We start from the raw sequence: 15,845 nt of genomic DNA, 5'->3' as shown, positions 1-15,845 counted from the left end.
GGCCACCGCGCCGGCGACGTCGGCGGGGGGTGGCGTCGTCGGCCTCCTCCTCACCGCCCTCGGCCGGCTCGGCACCCGGCTCCAGTTCCTCGGTCCCCGGCCCCGCCTCCGTCTCGGGCTCCTCGACAGGCGCGGCCTTGGCCCGGGTACGTCGGCGTGGAGCAGCCGTCGCAGGCGCCTGGAAGACCGGGAGCCCGACGGCGGGAGCGGCCGTCTCGGTCTCGGCGGCGGCCGGCTCGGTCTCGGCGGTCGCCACAGGCTCGACGGACGCGTCCTCGGAGGCAGCCGCGGCCAGGGGCTTCTTGGCGGCGGACTTCTTCTTCGCCTTGGCCTTCTTGGCCGGCTTCTCGGGCTGCTCGACCCCCGGCGCAGACGCCTCCTGGCCCGGCTCGGTGCCACGGTCGGCCTCGGCGACCGGCTCGGCGGCCTCGGCGGCGGGCGGGGCGTCCTGCCGCGAGGACCGCGTCGAGGTGGCCTTCCTCGTCGTGGCCTTCTTCGCGGCGGTCTTCGTGGCAGGGGACTTCTTGCGTGCCGCGCTCTTCGGCGCGGTCGTGGTGGCGCTCCCAGCGCCGGCCGCGGCCTCCTCCGGCCCCGCGTCCCCCTCGCGCGTCGGCGCGTCGGTCGGGCTGTCCTCGAGCATGTGCGCTCCTCTTCCGGCGGATCCCGCCGGGTGTCGGCACCGGGTCTCATCGAGACCGCGGCGCAAAGCCTTCGGTGGCGACGACACCCTCCGCACCTGCGCGTCGCAGGGAGCAGACCGTCACCTGCCGCGGTCGCTGGGCCCGGTGACCAAACACCTCGGCGGAATCGCTGTCACCGACTCCAGCCTGGCCGCGTCGCGGTCGGGGACGACCCTCACCCATCGTGCCGACCCCGGCGTACCGGGCCCGGCGAGAACGTCGTCGGGTCGTCAGGCACGCCTGGACGTCACCTGCCGACCACGCTGAGTATCGCACACGCCGCCGGCGTCTCGGCGCCAACCGGTCAGGCCAGCGGGTCGGTGACCTGCTCGCGCCCCGCGTCCCACCGGCCCTGCGCGAGCCTCGTCAGCAGGGGCGGCGCGGGTGGTGCCAGTCCGGCAAGTCGTTCCAGGCCGGTCAGCACGTCGTCGGGACGGACCATCGGGTCGGTGTGCCTGAGCACCAGGACGAGCCGGGTTCCCGCCCCGTGCGGGTGCACGGTCAGGGACAGCACCGCGGCCCGGCAGTCGAACTCCCGGAGCCCCTTGCGGGTCATCCGCGACACGGGCACGGACTCCTGGGCGAGGAAGGTCGCCACCGCGGTGGCCACCGGCTCCGGCGGCAGGGTGAGCTCCACCTGCCAGCGGCTGGCCTGCAGGAGGTCGGCCAGCGCGCCGCCCGGTGACTCCACCACGTCGAGCACGTCCAGGCCGGGTGGCATCGCCGCCGCCAGCTCCGCGAGGACGGTGGCCGGTGCCACGGTCCGGGCCAGGCCGATCTCGAGGTACTCCGCCTCGCTGGCCGCCCCGGTGGGCGCCGCACCCGCGTAGGAGATGCGCGGATGGGGGTTGAAGCCCGAGGAGTACGCCATCGGCACACCGGCCCTGACGACGGCGCGCTCGAACGCACGGGAGAAGTCACGGTGGCTGGTGAAGCGCAGCCGGCCCCGCTTGGCGTAGCGGATCCGCAGACGCTGCACCGGAGGAGCCTGCTGGGGGGGCTGGGTGGGCACCCGGCCACGCTAGCGCCGTACCAGGGCGGCGGCGAAACGCGGCCTCCCGCCTCTTGAGGCCCGGCGGCACCGCCTCAGCGGGTGCCGGCCTCGTCCAGGGCGGCCCGCATCGCGGGCGCGGAGTACAGGCTGCCCACCCGTACGCCGCCCAGCCAGGTGGTGAGGCGGGCCGCCTCGGCGGCCAGTGCCGCGCGGCCCTCGCGCCCCACGTCCTCGAGCAGGAACACCTCCACGGTGCCCTGCTCGTCCTGCACCCAGCAGCCCACGACGCGACCCTCCCACCACGCAGTGGTGCCGGCGTTGCCGTTCCGGTCGAACACGGCCGGACCGTGCGGCCCGAGGAGGAAGTCGCGCTGCTTCCAGCCCATCGTGGTCGGGTCCAGGACCGGTAGCAGGGCGCACCAGGGGGCCACCTCGGGAACCTCGTCGGCGTCCCCGGGCAGCAGCCAGCCGGTGGCGCCGCCCTCCAGGCGGACCTCGACCGCCGCGGCGTCGGCGAGCGCCTGCCGCACGATCCCCGCCGTGGCGCCCAGCCACCAGCGCAGGTCCTCCGCGGTCGCGGGGCCGAAGGTGGTCAGGTAGCGCCGAGCGAGCTCGGCGTACCCCTCCCTGGCCGGCCACGGCCCGGGCAGGTGGCCCAGCCAGCTCGCCATCGACGACCACAACGGACGCGACACCCGCCATTGGCCGGCGTTGGCCCCCCGCACGATCCGCCCCTCCGCCGCGAGCTGGGTCAGCACCCGGGGCGCGATCGGGAACGAGCCGCCGTAGGACTTGCCCATCGACAGCTCGATCCGGCCGCTCAGCTCCGGGAGCTGCTCGCGCAGCTCCTGGGTCGAGAGCGCGGACCCGTCGGCGAGCCGGTCGACCACGGCCCGGCACGCCTCGGCCAGCCAGGTCTCCCCGTCCTCGGCCAGCCCGGCCCGCTCGGCCTCCCGCGCGAGCGGCCCACGCAGCAGCCCGGCCACCCGGGCGCTGGCGCTGCCCCAGGCGGCCGGCAGCAGGTCGCGTGGGAGGACGAAGAGGGTCCGGCGCATGGCGAGCTGCTTGACCAGGGTGCGCTCGGCGTACAGCGCGCGCTCCACGTCGGCCACCGTCAGGGCATCGACCCGGGCCGCCAGGGACAGGTAGACGGTGGCCGGCTCGGTGGCGTGCAGCACCGCCATGGCCCGGGTGGCCTCCTCCGGACCGGTCGTCCTGGCCGCGGGCGCCAGGGCATGGCGCGTGGCCAGCCGGGCCCGGCGCTCCCGGTCGGTGACCAGCCTCATCGGGTCAGCGCACGTGCAGCGGAAGCAGGGTGCGGCCGGTCGGCCCGATCTGGGTCTCGGTGCCCATCTCGGGACACACGCCGCAGTCGTAGCACGGGGTCCACCGGCAGTCCTCGACCTCCTCGCCGCCCGCAGGGTCGAGGGCGGCCTCCCAGTCGGCCCACAGCCAGTCCTTGTCGAGCCCGGAGTCGAGGTGGTCCCACGGGAGCACCTCGTCGTAGTCCCGCTCGCGGGTGGTGAACCAGTCCAGGTCCACGCCCGTCCCCGCCAGCGCCTTCTGGGCGGCCTCGGCCCACCGGTCGAAGGAGAAGTGCTCGCTCCAGCCGTCGAACCGGCCGCCGTCGCGCCACACCGCCTCGATGACCGGGCCGACCCGCCGGTCGCCCCGCGACAGCAGCCCCTCGATGGTGCCGGGCTTGCCGTCGTGGTAGCGGAACCCGATCGCCCGCCCGTACCGCTTGTCCGCCCGGACCGCCTCGCGCAGCTTGCGCAGGCGGTCGTCGGTCGTCTCGTGGTCGAGCTGGCCGGCCCACTGGAAGGGCGTGTGCGCCTTGGGCACGAACCCGCCGATGGACACCGTGCAGCGGATGTCGTGGCGCCCCGAGACCTCCCGGCCGGTGGCGATCACCCGTCGGGCCAGGTCGGCGATCGCCAGCACGTCCTCGTCGGTCTCGGTGGGCAGCCCGCACATGAAGTAGAGCTTGACCTGCCGCCAGCCGTGGGAGTACGCCGTCGCCACGGTGCGGATGAGGTCCTCCTCGGTGACCATCTTGTTGATCACCCGTCGCATCCGGTCCGAGCCGCCCTCGGGAGCGAAGGTCAGCCCGGAGCGCCGCCCGTTGCGGGAGAACTCGTCGGCGAGGGTGATGTTGAAGGCGTCCACCCGGGTGGAGGGCAGCGAGAGGGAGACGTTGCTGCCCTCGTAGCGGTCGGCGAGCGCGGTGGCCACCTCGGCGATCTCGGAGTGGTCCGCGGAGGACAGCGAGAGGAGACCGACCTCCTCGAACCCGGTCCGGCGGACGCCCTGGTCGACCATGGACCCGATGGTCTCGATCGAGCGCTCGCGCACCGGTCGGGTGATCATCCCGGCCTGGCAGAACCGGCACCCGCGGGTGCAGCCGCGGAAGATCTCCACCGAGTACCTCTCGTGCACGGTCTCCGCGAGCGGCACCAGCGGCTTGGCGGGGTACGGCCACTTGTCGAGGTCCATCAGGGTGTGCTTGCGGACGCGGAAGGGGATCCCGGGCCGGTTGGGGACGACCGCCTCGATCTGCCCGTCGGCGGCGTAGGTGACGTCGTAGAAACCGGGCACGTACACGCCGCCGCTCACCGCCAGCCGTCGCAGCAGCTCCTCCCGTCCGCCGGGGCGCTGCTGCTCCTTCCACTCACGGACCACCTCGGAGATCGCGAGCACGATCTCCTCCCCGTCCCCCATGACCGCAGCGTCGACGAAGTCGGCGATCGGCTCCGGGTTGAAGGCGGCGTGCCCGCCGACCAGCACGATCGGGTCGCGCTCGCTCCGGTCGACAGCGTGCAGCGGCAGCCCGGCCAGGTCCAGCGCGTTGAGCAGGTTGGTGTAGCCGAGCTCGGTGGACAGGCTCACCCCGAGCAGGTCGAAGTCGCGCACCGGCCGGTGCGCGTCCACGGTGAACTGGGGGATCCCCTCGGCCCGCATCACCCGCTCCAGGTCGGGCCACACCGCGTAGGTGCGCTCGGCCAGGATCCAGTCCCGCTCGTTGAGCACCTCGTAGAGGATCTGCACCCCCTGGTTCGGCAGGCCCACCTCGTACGCGTCGGGGTACATCAGCGCCCACCGGACCGTCTCGCCCCGGGGCGCGCAGCTCCACTCCTTCACCGAGGAGTTCAGCTCGCCACCGACGTACTGGATCGGCTTCTGCACGGTCGGCAGATGGGGCTCCAGTCGCGGGAACAGCGAATCGGTCACAGGTGCACACCTCACGGGACGACAACCGACCCAGGGTACGTCGAACCGGCCGTCCGGGTGGATTCCTTGCCCGTCCCGACTCAGCGGCCGACGAAGGTGCGGGCCGGGGCCAGCAGCCCGGTCGGGAGGGCACCCTCGGTGCGGAGGCGGATGTTGTGCAGCATGCCGACGGCGATCAGGCAGGCGAACATCGCCGACCCGCCGTAGGACACCAACGGCAGCGGGACGCCGGTCACCGGCATGATGCCCAGGCACATCCCGATGTTCTGGAACGCCTGGAACCCGAACCAGCAGGCGATCCCGGCGGCGGCCACCCGGCCGAAGAGGTCGTCGGCGGCCGCCGCGATCACCAGGGCCCGCCAGACCACCACGCCGAGGAGCACGATGAGCAGGCCGGCCCCCACCAGGCCCAGCTCCTCCCCCGCGACGGTGAAGATGAAGTCGGTGTGCTGCTCAGGCACGAACCCCGAGCGCGTCTGCGACCCGGCGAAGAGTCCCTGGCCGAACAGCCCCCCGTTGCCGACCGCGATCCTGGCCTGCTCGGTGTTGTAGCCCGCCCCGCGGGGGTCCAGCTGGGGGTTGGTGAAGGCGAGGAAGCGGTCGATCTGGTACTGCCGGAGGACCCCGAGCGCGACGGCCGCCGCGGCCGCCCCGAGTGCGCTGCCCGCCAGCACCGCCAGCCAGCGCCGCGGGGTACCCGCAGCGGCGAGCACACCGAACACGGTCGCCGACAGCACCAGCATCGTGCCCAGGTCGGGCTGGAGCAGGATCAGCACGGCGGGGAGTGCCGCCACGGCCAGCATGGCGAGGACGTCGACGCGGCCGACCGCGTGCCGCCACCCGCCCTCCGCCCGCTCCGCCACGACTAGCGCCATGCCGACGACCACCGCGAGCTTGGCGAACTCCGACGGCTGGATCGAGAGGCCGGCCAGGTCCAGCCAGGAGCGCGACCCGTTGACGGTCGCCCCGACCGACAGCACCAGGACCAGCCCGACGACCGAGGCGAGGTAGACCGCAGGGGTGAGGATGCGCAGCCAGCGGTGGTCGACGGCCATCACCACCGCCATCAGCACCAGTCCGATGGCGACGTTGCTCAGCTGCTTGCTCAGGTACGCCGTCGGGTCACCCCCGGTGAGGGCCTCCCGCGACGACGTCGCCGACCAGACCAGCAGGGTGCCGATCACGAGCAGGCCGAGCACCGCGCCCATCAGCACCCAGTCCAGACCCGGGGCCCGCAGCCGGGCGTGCCCGTCCCGGGCGGACTCGGTCATCGTCTGCTCCTTCCCGGAGGCAGGATCGAGCCGTCCCGGGCGAAGGTCGGCAGGCCAGCCGGCGGCACCGTGCCGGGGATCAGCGCCCGCGCCGGGTCGACCGAGGTGCCACGGATGCCGTACAGGCCCTCCCAGATGCGGCGGACGGCAGGCCCGGAGGTGCCCGAGCCCGTCCCCGCCTGGCTGACCATCATCACCACGACGTAGTTCTCGTCGTACGACGCCACCCACGAGGTGGACTGCTTGCCGTGGACCTCGGCGGAGCCGGTCTTGGATCGGATGTGCACGCGGTCGAGGGGGAAGCCGCCCATCCGCCAGGCCATCGTGCCGACCTTCGCGGTGCCCAGCAGGGCCTGGTCGACGTAGGCCAGGGAGGCCTTCGTGGCGGGCACGCGACCGGCCACCTTGGGCGGGATCCGCCGGACGATGCGGCCCTCCGGGCTCACGATGGCCTTGCCGATGCGCGGCTCGAAGAGGGTGCCGCCGTTGGACAGGGCGGCGTAGGCACGCGCCAGCTGGAGCGGGGTGACGATGGTGTCACCCTGGCCGATGGCGTAGTTCACCGCGTCACCGGCCCGGTACCAGCTGCCCTCGAGGCAGAACTCGTGGGCGAACAGGTGCAGGAAGTCCTGGCCGGGCTCCGTGTCCAGCTCGCAGTAGTAGTCCTTCATCGCCTTGTAGTACTCGAGCTTCCAGTGCCGGTCGGCGATGCGCCCGGGCGCCTCTCCCGGCAGGTCGATGCCGGTCTCGTGCCCGAACCCGAAGCCCTTGGCCTCCTCCACCAGCGGGTCCCGGGCGTCGACGTCGGTGGGGTCGGAGCCGTACTTCTGCCAGTAGTGGAGACCGATGCGGTAGAAGAAGGTGTCGCAGGACAGCTGGAGCGCCTGGTCGAAGCCGATCGACCCGTAGGAGGCGGACTCGTAGTTCTTGAACCACCGGTTGCCCACCTGCAGCCCCGAGGAGCAGGCGAGCCGGGTGCTCGGCGTGAACCCGTTGTTCAGCGCCCCCACGCTCATGATCGGCTTCCAGGTCGACCCGGGGGCGAACTGTCCCTGGGTGGCCCGGCCCAGCAGCGGGGTTCCCGCCCGTTCGGAGTACAGCCGCTTCAGCTGGCCGGTGGAGATCCCGCCCACCCAGGCCTGTGGGTTGTACGTCGGCTGGCTCGCCATCGCCACGATGCGCCCGGTCCGGGCCTCCATGACCACCACCGCACCGGAGTCGGCCACGTAGTTGCGGTGGGTCACCGGGTCGAAGGTGGCCCTGGCCGTGCGGATGGTGGCGGCGAGCTGGCGCTCCACCAGGCTCTGCACGCGCGCGTCGATCGTGGTCACCAGCGTGTCCCCGGGGGTGGCCTCGACCGTCCCGTCGTCACCGAGGACCCGTCCGAGGGAGTCGACGGCCACGCTGCGGTAGCCGGGGCGGCCGCGCAGCCAGCGGTCGTAGCTGCGCTCTACCCCGGCCCGGCCGACCGAGGAGGCACCGTTGAGGGAGTCGTCCCCCTCCTGGGTGGCCCGGTCGAGCTCGTCCTGGGTGACCGGGCTGAGATAGCCCAGCACGTGGGCCAGGTTGACGCCGTACGGCCGCGGGTAGGCCCGCACGGTCTGCTGCTCGGCGAGCACCGCCGGGTAGTCCTCCGGTTGCTCGAGGATGCGCAGGGCGACACCCTGACGCACGTCCTCGGCGACCGGGACGGGCTGGTAGGGGGAGCCGTTCCAGCACTCCCCGCGCACGCTGTCCTCGCTGGCACAGTCCTCGAGCCTGGCCCGGATCCGCGCCGGCCGGACGCCGACCGCGTCGGCGATCCGGCGCAGGAGCCGGTCGCGGTCCGGCGGGGTGAGCCGCGCCAGCACGCTGCGGTCGACCGAGATCACCCACGAGGTGCGGTTCGCGACCAGCGGTCGACCCTGGTCGTCCACGATCAGACCGCGCGCCGGCTGCTGGACGATCTCGCGCACCGACTGCGAGGCGGCCCGGGCCTGGTAGCCCTCCCCACCCTCGACCTGCAGGTAGTACAGCCGTGCGAGCAGCGTGGCGAACAGGGAGAAGGCGAGGGCCTGGATGACCACCAGTCGCAGCCGGCTGCGCCGGGCCCGAGCCGCCGCCGGCCCGGCCGGACCGACGCCGGGGAGGGAGGCCATCAGGCCATCACCCGTTCCGGCTCACCCACGGAGAGCAGCCGGGTGAGCCACGGCACCACCAGCGCGGCCAGCGCCACGTCCAGCAGCACCGAGATCAGCACGACCTGAAGCAGGCCGGGGACGCCCAGGTCCAGGTCACCGAGCACCAGGCCGCTCAGCGCGAATACCGAGGTGGCCACGAGGGAGCAGACCGCGACCGTGCCCAAGGTGACGGGAAGGCCGACGTTCCCGGCCGGACGCACGCGTCCGGCGACGTAGCCGGCGAGGACCAGCGCGAGCGCCCACCGGCCGGCGAGGTGGTCGGCCGGTGGGACCAGGTCGAGAGCCAGCCCGGCGGCGAACCCCACGAGCATGCCGGAGGTGGGGCCCCGGCTCAGTCCGGCCGCCACCACCACGAGCAGGCACAGGTCCGGGGCGACGCCGAACCAGGCGAGGTGGGACAGCACCGAGACCTGCAGCACCAGGGCGACGGCCACGGCCCCGAGCGCGGTGCCGGCGTGCAGCCCGGTCACCGCAGCCTCCCGTCGGCCTCGATGACCGCGCGGTCGCTGCGGGTGCCCGACGCGACGACCACGCCGACGAGATCGAGGGCGCTGAAGTCCACGAAGGGTCGGATGACGGCCCGGGTGGTGCTGTCCCGCACGCTCGCGTAGACCTCGGTGACCTGCCCGACCGGGACGCCCGCGACGTAGGGGGCGCCGCCGGTGCTGCCCCAGGTGACGACCACGTCGCCCTTCGCGGGCACCGCCGCGGCGTCCACGAGCTCGAGATCCAGCCGGCCGTCGCTGCCCACCACCCCGCGGCCGCGGAGGAACCCGACTTCCATGCTCTCCCCCACCCGGCCGCCCACCACCGAGTCGGCATCCAGCACCAGCAGCACGGTCGCGGTGTCCCGGGTGACCCGGAGCACACGACCGACCAGACCGTCGGCGTTGACGACGGTCATGTCCGGCCCGACCCCAGCTCGTGAGCCGGCGTCGATCGTGACGGTGCGGGAGAAGGACTGCACCGGCCCCATCGCCACCACGCGGGCGGGGACCAGGGCCGTGCCCGCCTCCTGGGCGGCGGCGGTGAGCCGGTCGTACTCCGCGAGACGGTTGCGGTTGAAGTCGCTGGTCGCCAGTCTCGCCCGCAGCTGGGAGTTCTCGGCCTCAAGCTCGGCCACGTCCTGCCGGAGCGAGCTCCGGCTGCGGAACCAGGCCGGCAGGGCCGTGAACGGCGCGGCCACGGTGGTCGCCGCGGCCTCGACGGGACCCACCACCTCCCCCGCGAGCTCACGCAGCGGCTCGACCGGCGAGGAGTCGCCGCCCTGACGGTCGAGGGTCACCAGGGTCACGCAGGTCAGCACGAGCGCGAGCAGCAGCGCCCGGGGTCGTTGGTGGGACCCGCCCGGTGGGGTCATGCCGGTCTCCGCCGCTCCGTCACGAGCAGCTGCTGCAGGGCCTCGAACTCCTCCACGCACCGGCCGGCCCCCCTGACGACCGAGGTGAGCGGCTGCTCGGCGACGTGCACCGGCATCCCCGTCTCGTGCCGCAGCCGCTCGTCGAGACCGGTGAGAAGGGCGCCACCGCCGGTGAGCACGATGCCCCGGTCCAAGATGTCGCCGGCGAGCTCGGGCGGCGTCTGGTCCAGCGTGGTGCGGACGGCGTCGATGATGGCGTGCAGCGGCTCCTCGAGCGCCTGGCGCACCTCGGCACTCGACACGGCCACGGTGCGCGGCAGCCCCGAGACCAGGTCGCGGCCACGCACGTCGGCGCGCCGCTCGTGGAGGGTCGGGAAGGCCGAGCCGAGCGCGATCTTGGTCTCCTCGGCCGTGCCCTCCCCCAGCATCAGGGAGTGCTCCTTCTTCATCCAGGCGATGACCGCCTGGTCCAGGTCGTCGCCGGCCGCCCGGACCGACAGGGAGGTGACGATCCCACCGAGGGAGATCACCGCGACCTCGGTGGTGCCACCCCCCACGTCGACGACCATGTGGCCGGTCGCCTCGTGCACGGGCAGGCCCGCGCCGATGGCCGCGGCCATCGGCTCCTCGATCACGTAGACCCGGCGGGCCCCTGCCTGGTAGCCGGCCTCCTTGACGGCACGCTGCTCGACGGCGGTGACGCCGCTGGGCACGCAAATCACCATCCGGGGCTTGGCCAGGTAGCGGCGCCGGTGCACCTGCTGGATGAAGTGCCGCAGCATCTGCTCGGTGGCCTCGAAGTCGGCGACCACGCCGTCACGGAGCGGCCGGACCGGGGTGATCGCGTCCGGGGCCCTGCCGACCATCCGCTTCGCCTCGTGGCCGACCGCGACCAGCTCGCCCGTGGCCGCGTTGAGGGCCACCACGGACGGCTCGTCCAGCAGCACGCCCCGGCCACGGACGTAGACCAGCGTGCTGGAGGTTCCGAGATCGACGGCCATGTCACGGCCGATGACGCTGTTCGCCATGCGCGGTGCCTCGCTGGTCGTCCGGGGAAGGGAGGGTCGACGGAGCGGTCCGCCGGCCCTCCCTCAGGGTAGGGACGCCCTCTCCCCGAACCGGGGAGGACACGCGCAGCTATCGGGCGCTGGGCAGCTGCCAGGCCCTCCCGTCCATCGGGTAGGTCGCCGCGATGCCGAGCCGATTCAGCACGGTGGGCATCACGTCGACGGAGCGGACCGGCTGGCTCAGGTCCCTCGACCCCACGCCGCCGCCGGCGAACACGATCGGGATCTGCTGGCTGCGGCGCTGGATCCCCCCGTGGTCCCCGGCCACCGAGTAGGTCGTGTCGTCGACCAGCGTGCCGATCACGTCCGGTCCGGACTCAGCCGCCATGGTGTCGACCAGCTCACGGGCGTGCCGGCCGAACCAGGCACGCTCCCCGTCACGAGCCATCAAGTCCCAGCGCACCGTGGAGGCCAGCCGGAACCGGTCCCCGTCGCGCACCCAGACCGCGGACACACCGGGTAGCCCCCGCATCGCCTCGACCACGGCCGCCGTCGACTCCGGCGAGGTGTCGGCGAGCCAGGTCGACAGCATCGAGTCGGAGTAGCTCATCGAGATGTTGCCGGTCGCCATGAGCGGGGCCAGGTCGGGCTGGGGCGAGGTGTAGGTGCCGTTCTCCAGGGTCCCGTAGTACCAGTTGTTGAAGCCCCTGCCGCTGGTGCCGTCGTCCACCCCGTGGAAGGACCGGGCGGGGACCGACCCGTGGTCGGCGGTGAGCACGACCAGGGTGTTGTCCAGCTCTCCGCTGTCTCGCAGGTGGTCGATGATCTTGCCGACCTGGGCATCCGCCACGGCTGCCGCGTTGGCCAGGTGGGTCTGCGGGTCCGGCCCGCCCGGGTCGTCGACGCTCCCCCACATGTGGGCCGCCTTGTCGACGCCGGGCAGCGTGACGAAGATCCCGCTCCAGTCCTCGTTGTCCATCGCGGCGATCGCCGCATCGGCCGCCCACACGTCGCTGCCCTGGTGGGCCGGGTCGGTGCCGGCGGTGTACCGGTTGCCGTCCAGCGGGTACATCCGGGCCGGCGAGAGCAGCGTGTCGTAGGTGAGGGAGCTGCTGGAGTCGACGTACCAGCGCCCGCAGACGGGCTCGGAGAGGTATTTCGGCACGTTGACACCGGTCGGTCCGCGCCAGTTGTTGACGCCGTCCCCGTCGCAGTCGTAGCTGCGCGAGGAGAAGGTGACGATGCTGTCGGACCCGGACCCGCCGAAGGCCCAGGCGGCGTAGGCCTTGGGACTCACCGTGACCACCGTCGAGCCCGGTCGGAAGGTGTGCAGGTAGTCCGCGAGGTGGGGGTAGCCGACGTGGTTCTGCACGGCGAACATCTGGTCCCTGGTCCAGTCGCTGGTCACCCAGAGGTCGGACTCGTTGGCGCCCTGCCCGGCCAGCACCTGGTCGACGTCGCGGTAGCCCTCCTCGACCCAGCCCATGTGCTTGGGCAGCAGGCCGGTGGTCAAGACGTTGTGGGTCACGACGGTCACCGAGCCGAGGTGGCCCAGGTAGCCCTTGGGGCTCGCCGCGCCCTGGTCCATCAGGGCCCGGACGTTGCTCATGCCGTAGCGGTCCACGATCTCCCGCGACAGCGCGTCGACCACGATGATCACCACCCGGTCCGGCCGCGCAGCCGACCCGCTCACCCGGTCAGCGGCTCCGCTGGGGCCCACCGGGGCGAGGCCGAGGAACGCGGCCGCCAGCGCGGCCGCCGAGACCAGCAGGGCACGGTGTGATCTACGTCTCATGGACGCACCGTAGTGACCCCGGGGGGCGCTGTCGAGGCCGTCCCCGACCTCCTCCCCGCGGGGTGAGGACCAGCGGCTCGGCTCGTGGCAGCATCGGTCCCGGGCCGGCAGCGTGAGCCGCGCGCCGGCCCGGGAACGAGGAGGGCGCCGATGGCCGTACCCGAGCTGGCCCCCGGGTCGGATCGCCCCGGCGGGCTGCGCCACTACGTGCCGGGCCTCGCGGTGGCCGCCTCCTACGAGCGTGGCTGGCTGGGCAAGGACGTCGTCGCGGGCCTGGTGCTCTCGGCCCTCCTGGTCCCCCAGGGGATGGCGTACGCCGAGCTGGCGGGACTGCCGCCGGTGACCGGCCTCTACACCTCGATCCTGTGCCTGCTGGGGTACGCCGTGTTCGGCCCCTCGCGGGTCCTGGTGCTCGGCCCGGACTCCTCCCTGGGCCCGATGATCGCCGCCACGATCGCACCGCTCGCGCTGGCCGGGGGCGACCCGGCGCGAGCCGTCGCCCTCGCCTCCGTCCTCGCCCTGCTGGTGGGCGCGGTGATGGTGCTGGCCGGGCTGGCCCACTTCGGCTTCGTGGCCGACCTGCTCTCCAAGCCGACCCAGATCGGGTACATGAACGGGCTGGCGCTCACCATCATCGTCGGGCAGCTGCCCAAGCTGTTCGGCTTCTCCGTGGACGCCGACGGGCTCCTCGCGGAGGCCAGGGCCGTGGTGGCGGGGCTCGCGGACGGGGAGGCCCTGCTGACCGCAGCCGTGCTCGGGGTGGGCTCACTGGCCGGGATCCTGCTCCTGCAGCGGCTGCTGCCCAAGGTCCCCGCGGTGCTCGTGGTCGTGGTCCTGGCCGCCGTGTCGGTCAACCTGCTCGACCTCCAGGCCGAGGGGGTGGACACCATCGGAGTGCTTCCCCAGGGCTTCCCGCCGCTCACCGTCCCCACCGTCCCCTGGGGCGACGTTCCCGAGCTGCTCCTGGGGGCGGTCGCCATCGCGGTGGTGGCCCTGGCGGACACGATGTCGACGGCGTCGTCGTTCGCGGCCCGCCGGGGCGAGCGGGTGCACGGGGACCAGGAGATGATCGGGATCGGCGCGGCGAACCTCGCCGCGGGGCTGTTCCAGGGTTTCCCGGTCAGCACGAGCGGGTCGCGCACCGCCGTGTCCGAGCAGGCCGGGTCCCGCTCCCAGGTGACCGGGGTCGTCGGCGCCGCCGTCATCACCTTCGTGCTCGTCTTCGCCACCGAGCTGATGCAGTACGTGCCACAGCCCACGCTGGGGGCGATCGTCATCGCCGCCGCCCTGTCCCTGGCCGACGTCCCGGCCACCCGGCGGCTGTGGGCGCAGCGGCGGACCGAGTTCGCGCTGTCGATGGCCGCCCTGCTCGGGGTGGCGCTGCTGGGCGTCCTCCCGGGCATCCTGCTGGCGGTCGCCCTGTCGATCCTCAACGTCTTCCGCCGGGTGTGGTGGCCCTACCAGGCCGAGCTGGGCCGGGTCGAGGGCCTGGCCGGGCTCCACGACAACCGCCGCTACCCCGGGACCGAGCTGGTGCCGGGTCTGGTCGTGCTCCGGTTCGACGCCCCGCTCATCTTCGCCAACTCGCGAGTGTTCGGGGACACCGTGCGAGCCCTCGCGGAGGAGCGCGCCGGGCTCCGCTGGGTGCTGGTCGCCGCCGAGCCGATCACCGACGTCGACACCACGGCCGCCGACATGCTGCAGGAGCTGGACTCCTGGCTCAACGCCCGCGGTGTGTCCCTGGTGCTCGCGGAGCTCAAGGACCCGGTGCGGGACAAGATCCAGCGCTACGAGCTGGACCGCACCATCGACCCCGCCCACTTCTACCCCACCCTCGACGAGGCGGTGGCGGCGTACCTGGCTGAGTCGGGAGAGACCTGGACCCAGGGAGAGGAGCGCTGATGAGCGGGCCGACCACGGCGGCAGCACCCACCCGCGCCCAGCAGGTCGCTGCCTGGGCGGCGTTCCTGACCCTGCTCGCCGCCATGGGCTACCTGGTGGCGGTCACGGTGCACCGCTGGGAGGTCCTGCTGGTCGGGGTGGCCTCGCTCGCCACGGTGGTCGGCGCCGCCTGGCTCGCCGTGTCTCGACGGGGCCCGGTCCGGCTCGTCGCGCTCGCCGTCGGGGCACTCGCGGTGGTGGCGTTCGCCGTGGTGATGGTGGCCAGCGGCAGCGTGCGGGTCCTCGTGGTGGGCCTGGTCCTGGCTGCCGTGTCGACGGCGGCGGCACGGGTCGCCCTGGGCGGCGCCGGAGCACAGAGCCCCGTCGGCCGGACCGCGGCCACGCCGCCGAGGCACCCGGTCCTGATCATGAACCTGCGGTCAGGGGGCGGGAAGGCGGAGCGGTTCGACCTGGAGGGGCGCTGCCGCGAGCGGGGCATCGAGCCCGTCGTACTGACCCCCGGCTCGGACCTGCTGGCGATCGCCGAGGACGCGGTGCGGCGTGGCGCGGACGTGATCGGAATGGCTGGAGGTGACGGCTCGCAGGCACTCGTCGCGTCGGTCGCCAGCCGGCACGGGATCCCGTTGGTGGTGGTGCCCGCGGGCACCCGCAACCACTTCGCGCTCGACCTCGGTCTGGACCGGGCCGACGTCGTGGGTGCCCTGGACGCGTTCGAGGACGGGGTGGAGCTGCGGATCGACCTGGCCGAGGTGAACGGCCGGGTCTTCGTGAACAACGCCTCGCTCGGGGTCTATGCCCGGATCGTCCAGGCCGCGGAGTACCGCGAGGCCAAGGTCCAGACCGCGGCCGCGCTGCTGCCGGACCTGATCGGTCCCGGGGCCACTCCGCTGGACCTGCGGTTCTCGCTGCCGTCCGGAGAGACGGCCACCACCGCGGACCTGGTGCTGGTGTCGAACAACCCCTACCGGCTCTCCCACCTGCGGCGCGCGGGCACCCGGCCACGCCTGGACGGTGGCGAGCTGGGCGTCGTCTCGCTGGTGGTGCGCGGTGCCGCGGACGCCGAGCGGCTCGCAGCCCTCGAGGCCGCCGGCCAGGTGCGCCGCTTCCCCGGCTGGCAGGAGTGGACCGCTGACTCGTTCGAGGTGACCTCGTCCGGCCCGGTCGAGATCGGCGTCGACGGCGAGGCGCTGACGATGGAGCCGCCGCTGGTCTTCCTCATCCGGCCGGGCGCGCTGACCGTCCGGCTGCCCCGTACGGCGTCAGCCGGCCCCGGCGCCGCCGCGGCACCCACCCTCTCCTCGGCGTCGACGCTGGCGGCCCTGTGGCACACCGCCCTGGGACGCGGGAGGGAGGGACGATGAGCCGACCCGGCCCGGAACCGGCGGAGGAGCGCCTGGCCCGCCGTCTCGACCCCGCCACCCCGGG

General features: G+C 73.5%; 11 protein-coding genes and 1 pseudogene. 2 read left to right on the top strand and 10 right to left on the bottom strand.

The window, feature by feature from the left end:
- The 10 genes and pseudogenes from PLP61_RS07475 to PLP61_RS07430 all read right to left on the bottom strand — a co-directional run.
- Positions 1-640, bottom strand: a pseudogene (locus PLP61_RS07475) (hypothetical protein); the annotation flags it as partial.
- Between the two features lie 344 nt (positions 641-984).
- Positions 985-1,692 carry a TIGR03936 family radical SAM-associated protein gene (locus PLP61_RS07470; RefSeq protein ID WP_324501861.1) on the bottom strand — a complete coding sequence of 236 codons (708 nt, stop codon included), beginning with the start codon at positions 1,690-1,692 and terminating at the stop codon, positions 985-987.
- Between the two features lie 74 nt (positions 1,693-1,766).
- Positions 1,767-2,960 carry a winged helix DNA-binding domain-containing protein gene (locus PLP61_RS07465; protein ID WP_324501859.1) on the bottom strand — a complete coding sequence of 398 codons (1,194 nt, stop codon included), beginning with the start codon at positions 2,958-2,960 and terminating at the stop codon, positions 1,767-1,769.
- Between the two features lie 4 nt (positions 2,961-2,964).
- The gene (locus PLP61_RS07460) at positions 2,965-4,905 is read right to left on the bottom strand and encodes a TIGR03960 family B12-binding radical SAM protein (RefSeq protein WP_324501857.1); all 1,941 of its coding nucleotides are present in this window, start codon (positions 4,903-4,905) and stop codon (positions 2,965-2,967) included.
- A gap of 80 nt (positions 4,906-4,985) precedes the next feature.
- Positions 4,986-6,176 carry a rod shape-determining protein RodA gene (gene rodA / locus PLP61_RS07455; RefSeq protein WP_324501855.1) on the bottom strand — a complete coding sequence of 397 codons (1,191 nt, stop codon included), beginning with the start codon at positions 6,174-6,176 and terminating at the stop codon, positions 4,986-4,988.
- Positions 6,173-8,314 (bottom strand): penicillin-binding protein 2, encoded by a 2,142-nt coding sequence (gene mrdA, locus PLP61_RS07450; protein WP_324501854.1) that lies wholly within the window; start codon positions 8,312-8,314, stop codon positions 6,173-6,175. Before mrdA ends, rodA begins: the two co-directional genes overlap by 4 nt.
- Positions 8,314-8,826: a rod shape-determining protein MreD gene (gene mreD / locus PLP61_RS07445; protein WP_324501853.1), complete on the bottom strand. Its 513-nt coding sequence runs from the start codon at positions 8,824-8,826 to the stop codon at positions 8,314-8,316. The genes mrdA and mreD overlap by 1 nt, the downstream gene beginning before the upstream one ends.
- Positions 8,823-9,716, bottom strand: coding sequence for a rod shape-determining protein MreC (gene mreC / locus PLP61_RS07440; RefSeq protein WP_324501852.1), 894 nt, complete (start codon positions 9,714-9,716; stop codon positions 8,823-8,825). The genes mreD and mreC overlap by 4 nt, the downstream gene beginning before the upstream one ends.
- Positions 9,713-10,744, bottom strand: coding sequence for a rod shape-determining protein (locus tag PLP61_RS07435; RefSeq protein WP_324501851.1), 1,032 nt, complete (start codon positions 10,742-10,744; stop codon positions 9,713-9,715). The genes mreC and PLP61_RS07435 overlap by 4 nt, the downstream gene beginning before the upstream one ends.
- 109 nt (positions 10,745-10,853) lie before the next feature.
- Entirely contained in the window at positions 10,854-12,518 is a 1,665-nt protein-coding gene (locus PLP61_RS07430; protein ID WP_324501850.1) for an alkaline phosphatase family protein, read from the bottom strand.
- A gap of 150 nt (positions 12,519-12,668) precedes the next feature.
- On the opposite strand from PLP61_RS07430, the gene PLP61_RS07425 reads away from it, so the two are divergent.
- The gene (locus PLP61_RS07425; protein ID WP_324501848.1) at positions 12,669-14,420 is read left to right on the top strand and encodes a SulP family inorganic anion transporter; all 1,752 of its coding nucleotides are present in this window, start codon (positions 12,669-12,671) and stop codon (positions 14,418-14,420) included.
- Entirely contained in the window at positions 14,420-15,781 is a 1,362-nt protein-coding gene (locus PLP61_RS07420) for a diacylglycerol/lipid kinase family protein (RefSeq protein WP_324501846.1), read from the top strand. The genes PLP61_RS07425 and PLP61_RS07420 overlap by 1 nt, the downstream gene beginning before the upstream one ends.
- Positions 15,782-15,845 lie beyond the last annotated feature (64 nt).

It is taken from the genome of Nocardioides sp. (assembly GCF_035429765.1).
GTDB lineage: Bacteria > Actinomycetota > Actinomycetes > Propionibacteriales > Nocardioidaceae > Nocardioides.
The sequence above is the reverse complement of the archived record's forward strand: the minus strand, read 5'-3'. Positions and strand labels throughout refer to the sequence as shown.

Coding starts and splice junctions, on each gene's coding strand:
- mreC (WP_324501852.1), bottom strand. CDS start 9,716: ATGACCCCACCGGGCGGGTCCCACCAACGACCCCGGGCGCTGCTGCTC.
- PLP61_RS07425 (WP_324501848.1), top strand. CDS start 12,669: ATGGCCGTACCCGAGCTGGCCCCCGGGTCGGATCGCCCCGGCGGGCTG.
- rodA (WP_324501855.1), bottom strand. CDS start 6,176: ATGACCGAGTCCGCCCGGGACGGGCACGCCCGGCTGCGGGCCCCGGGT.
- mrdA (WP_324501854.1), bottom strand. CDS start 8,314: ATGGCCTCCCTCCCCGGCGTCGGTCCGGCCGGGCCGGCGGCGGCTCGG.
- PLP61_RS07430 (WP_324501850.1), bottom strand. CDS start 12,518: ATGAGACGTAGATCACACCGTGCCCTGCTGGTCTCGGCGGCCGCGCTG.
- PLP61_RS07420 (WP_324501846.1), top strand. CDS start 14,420: ATGAGCGGGCCGACCACGGCGGCAGCACCCACCCGCGCCCAGCAGGTC.
- PLP61_RS07465 (WP_324501859.1), bottom strand. CDS start 2,960: ATGAGGCTGGTCACCGACCGGGAGCGCCGGGCCCGGCTGGCCACGCGC.
- PLP61_RS07435 (WP_324501851.1), bottom strand. CDS start 10,744: ATGGCGAACAGCGTCATCGGCCGTGACATGGCCGTCGATCTCGGAACC.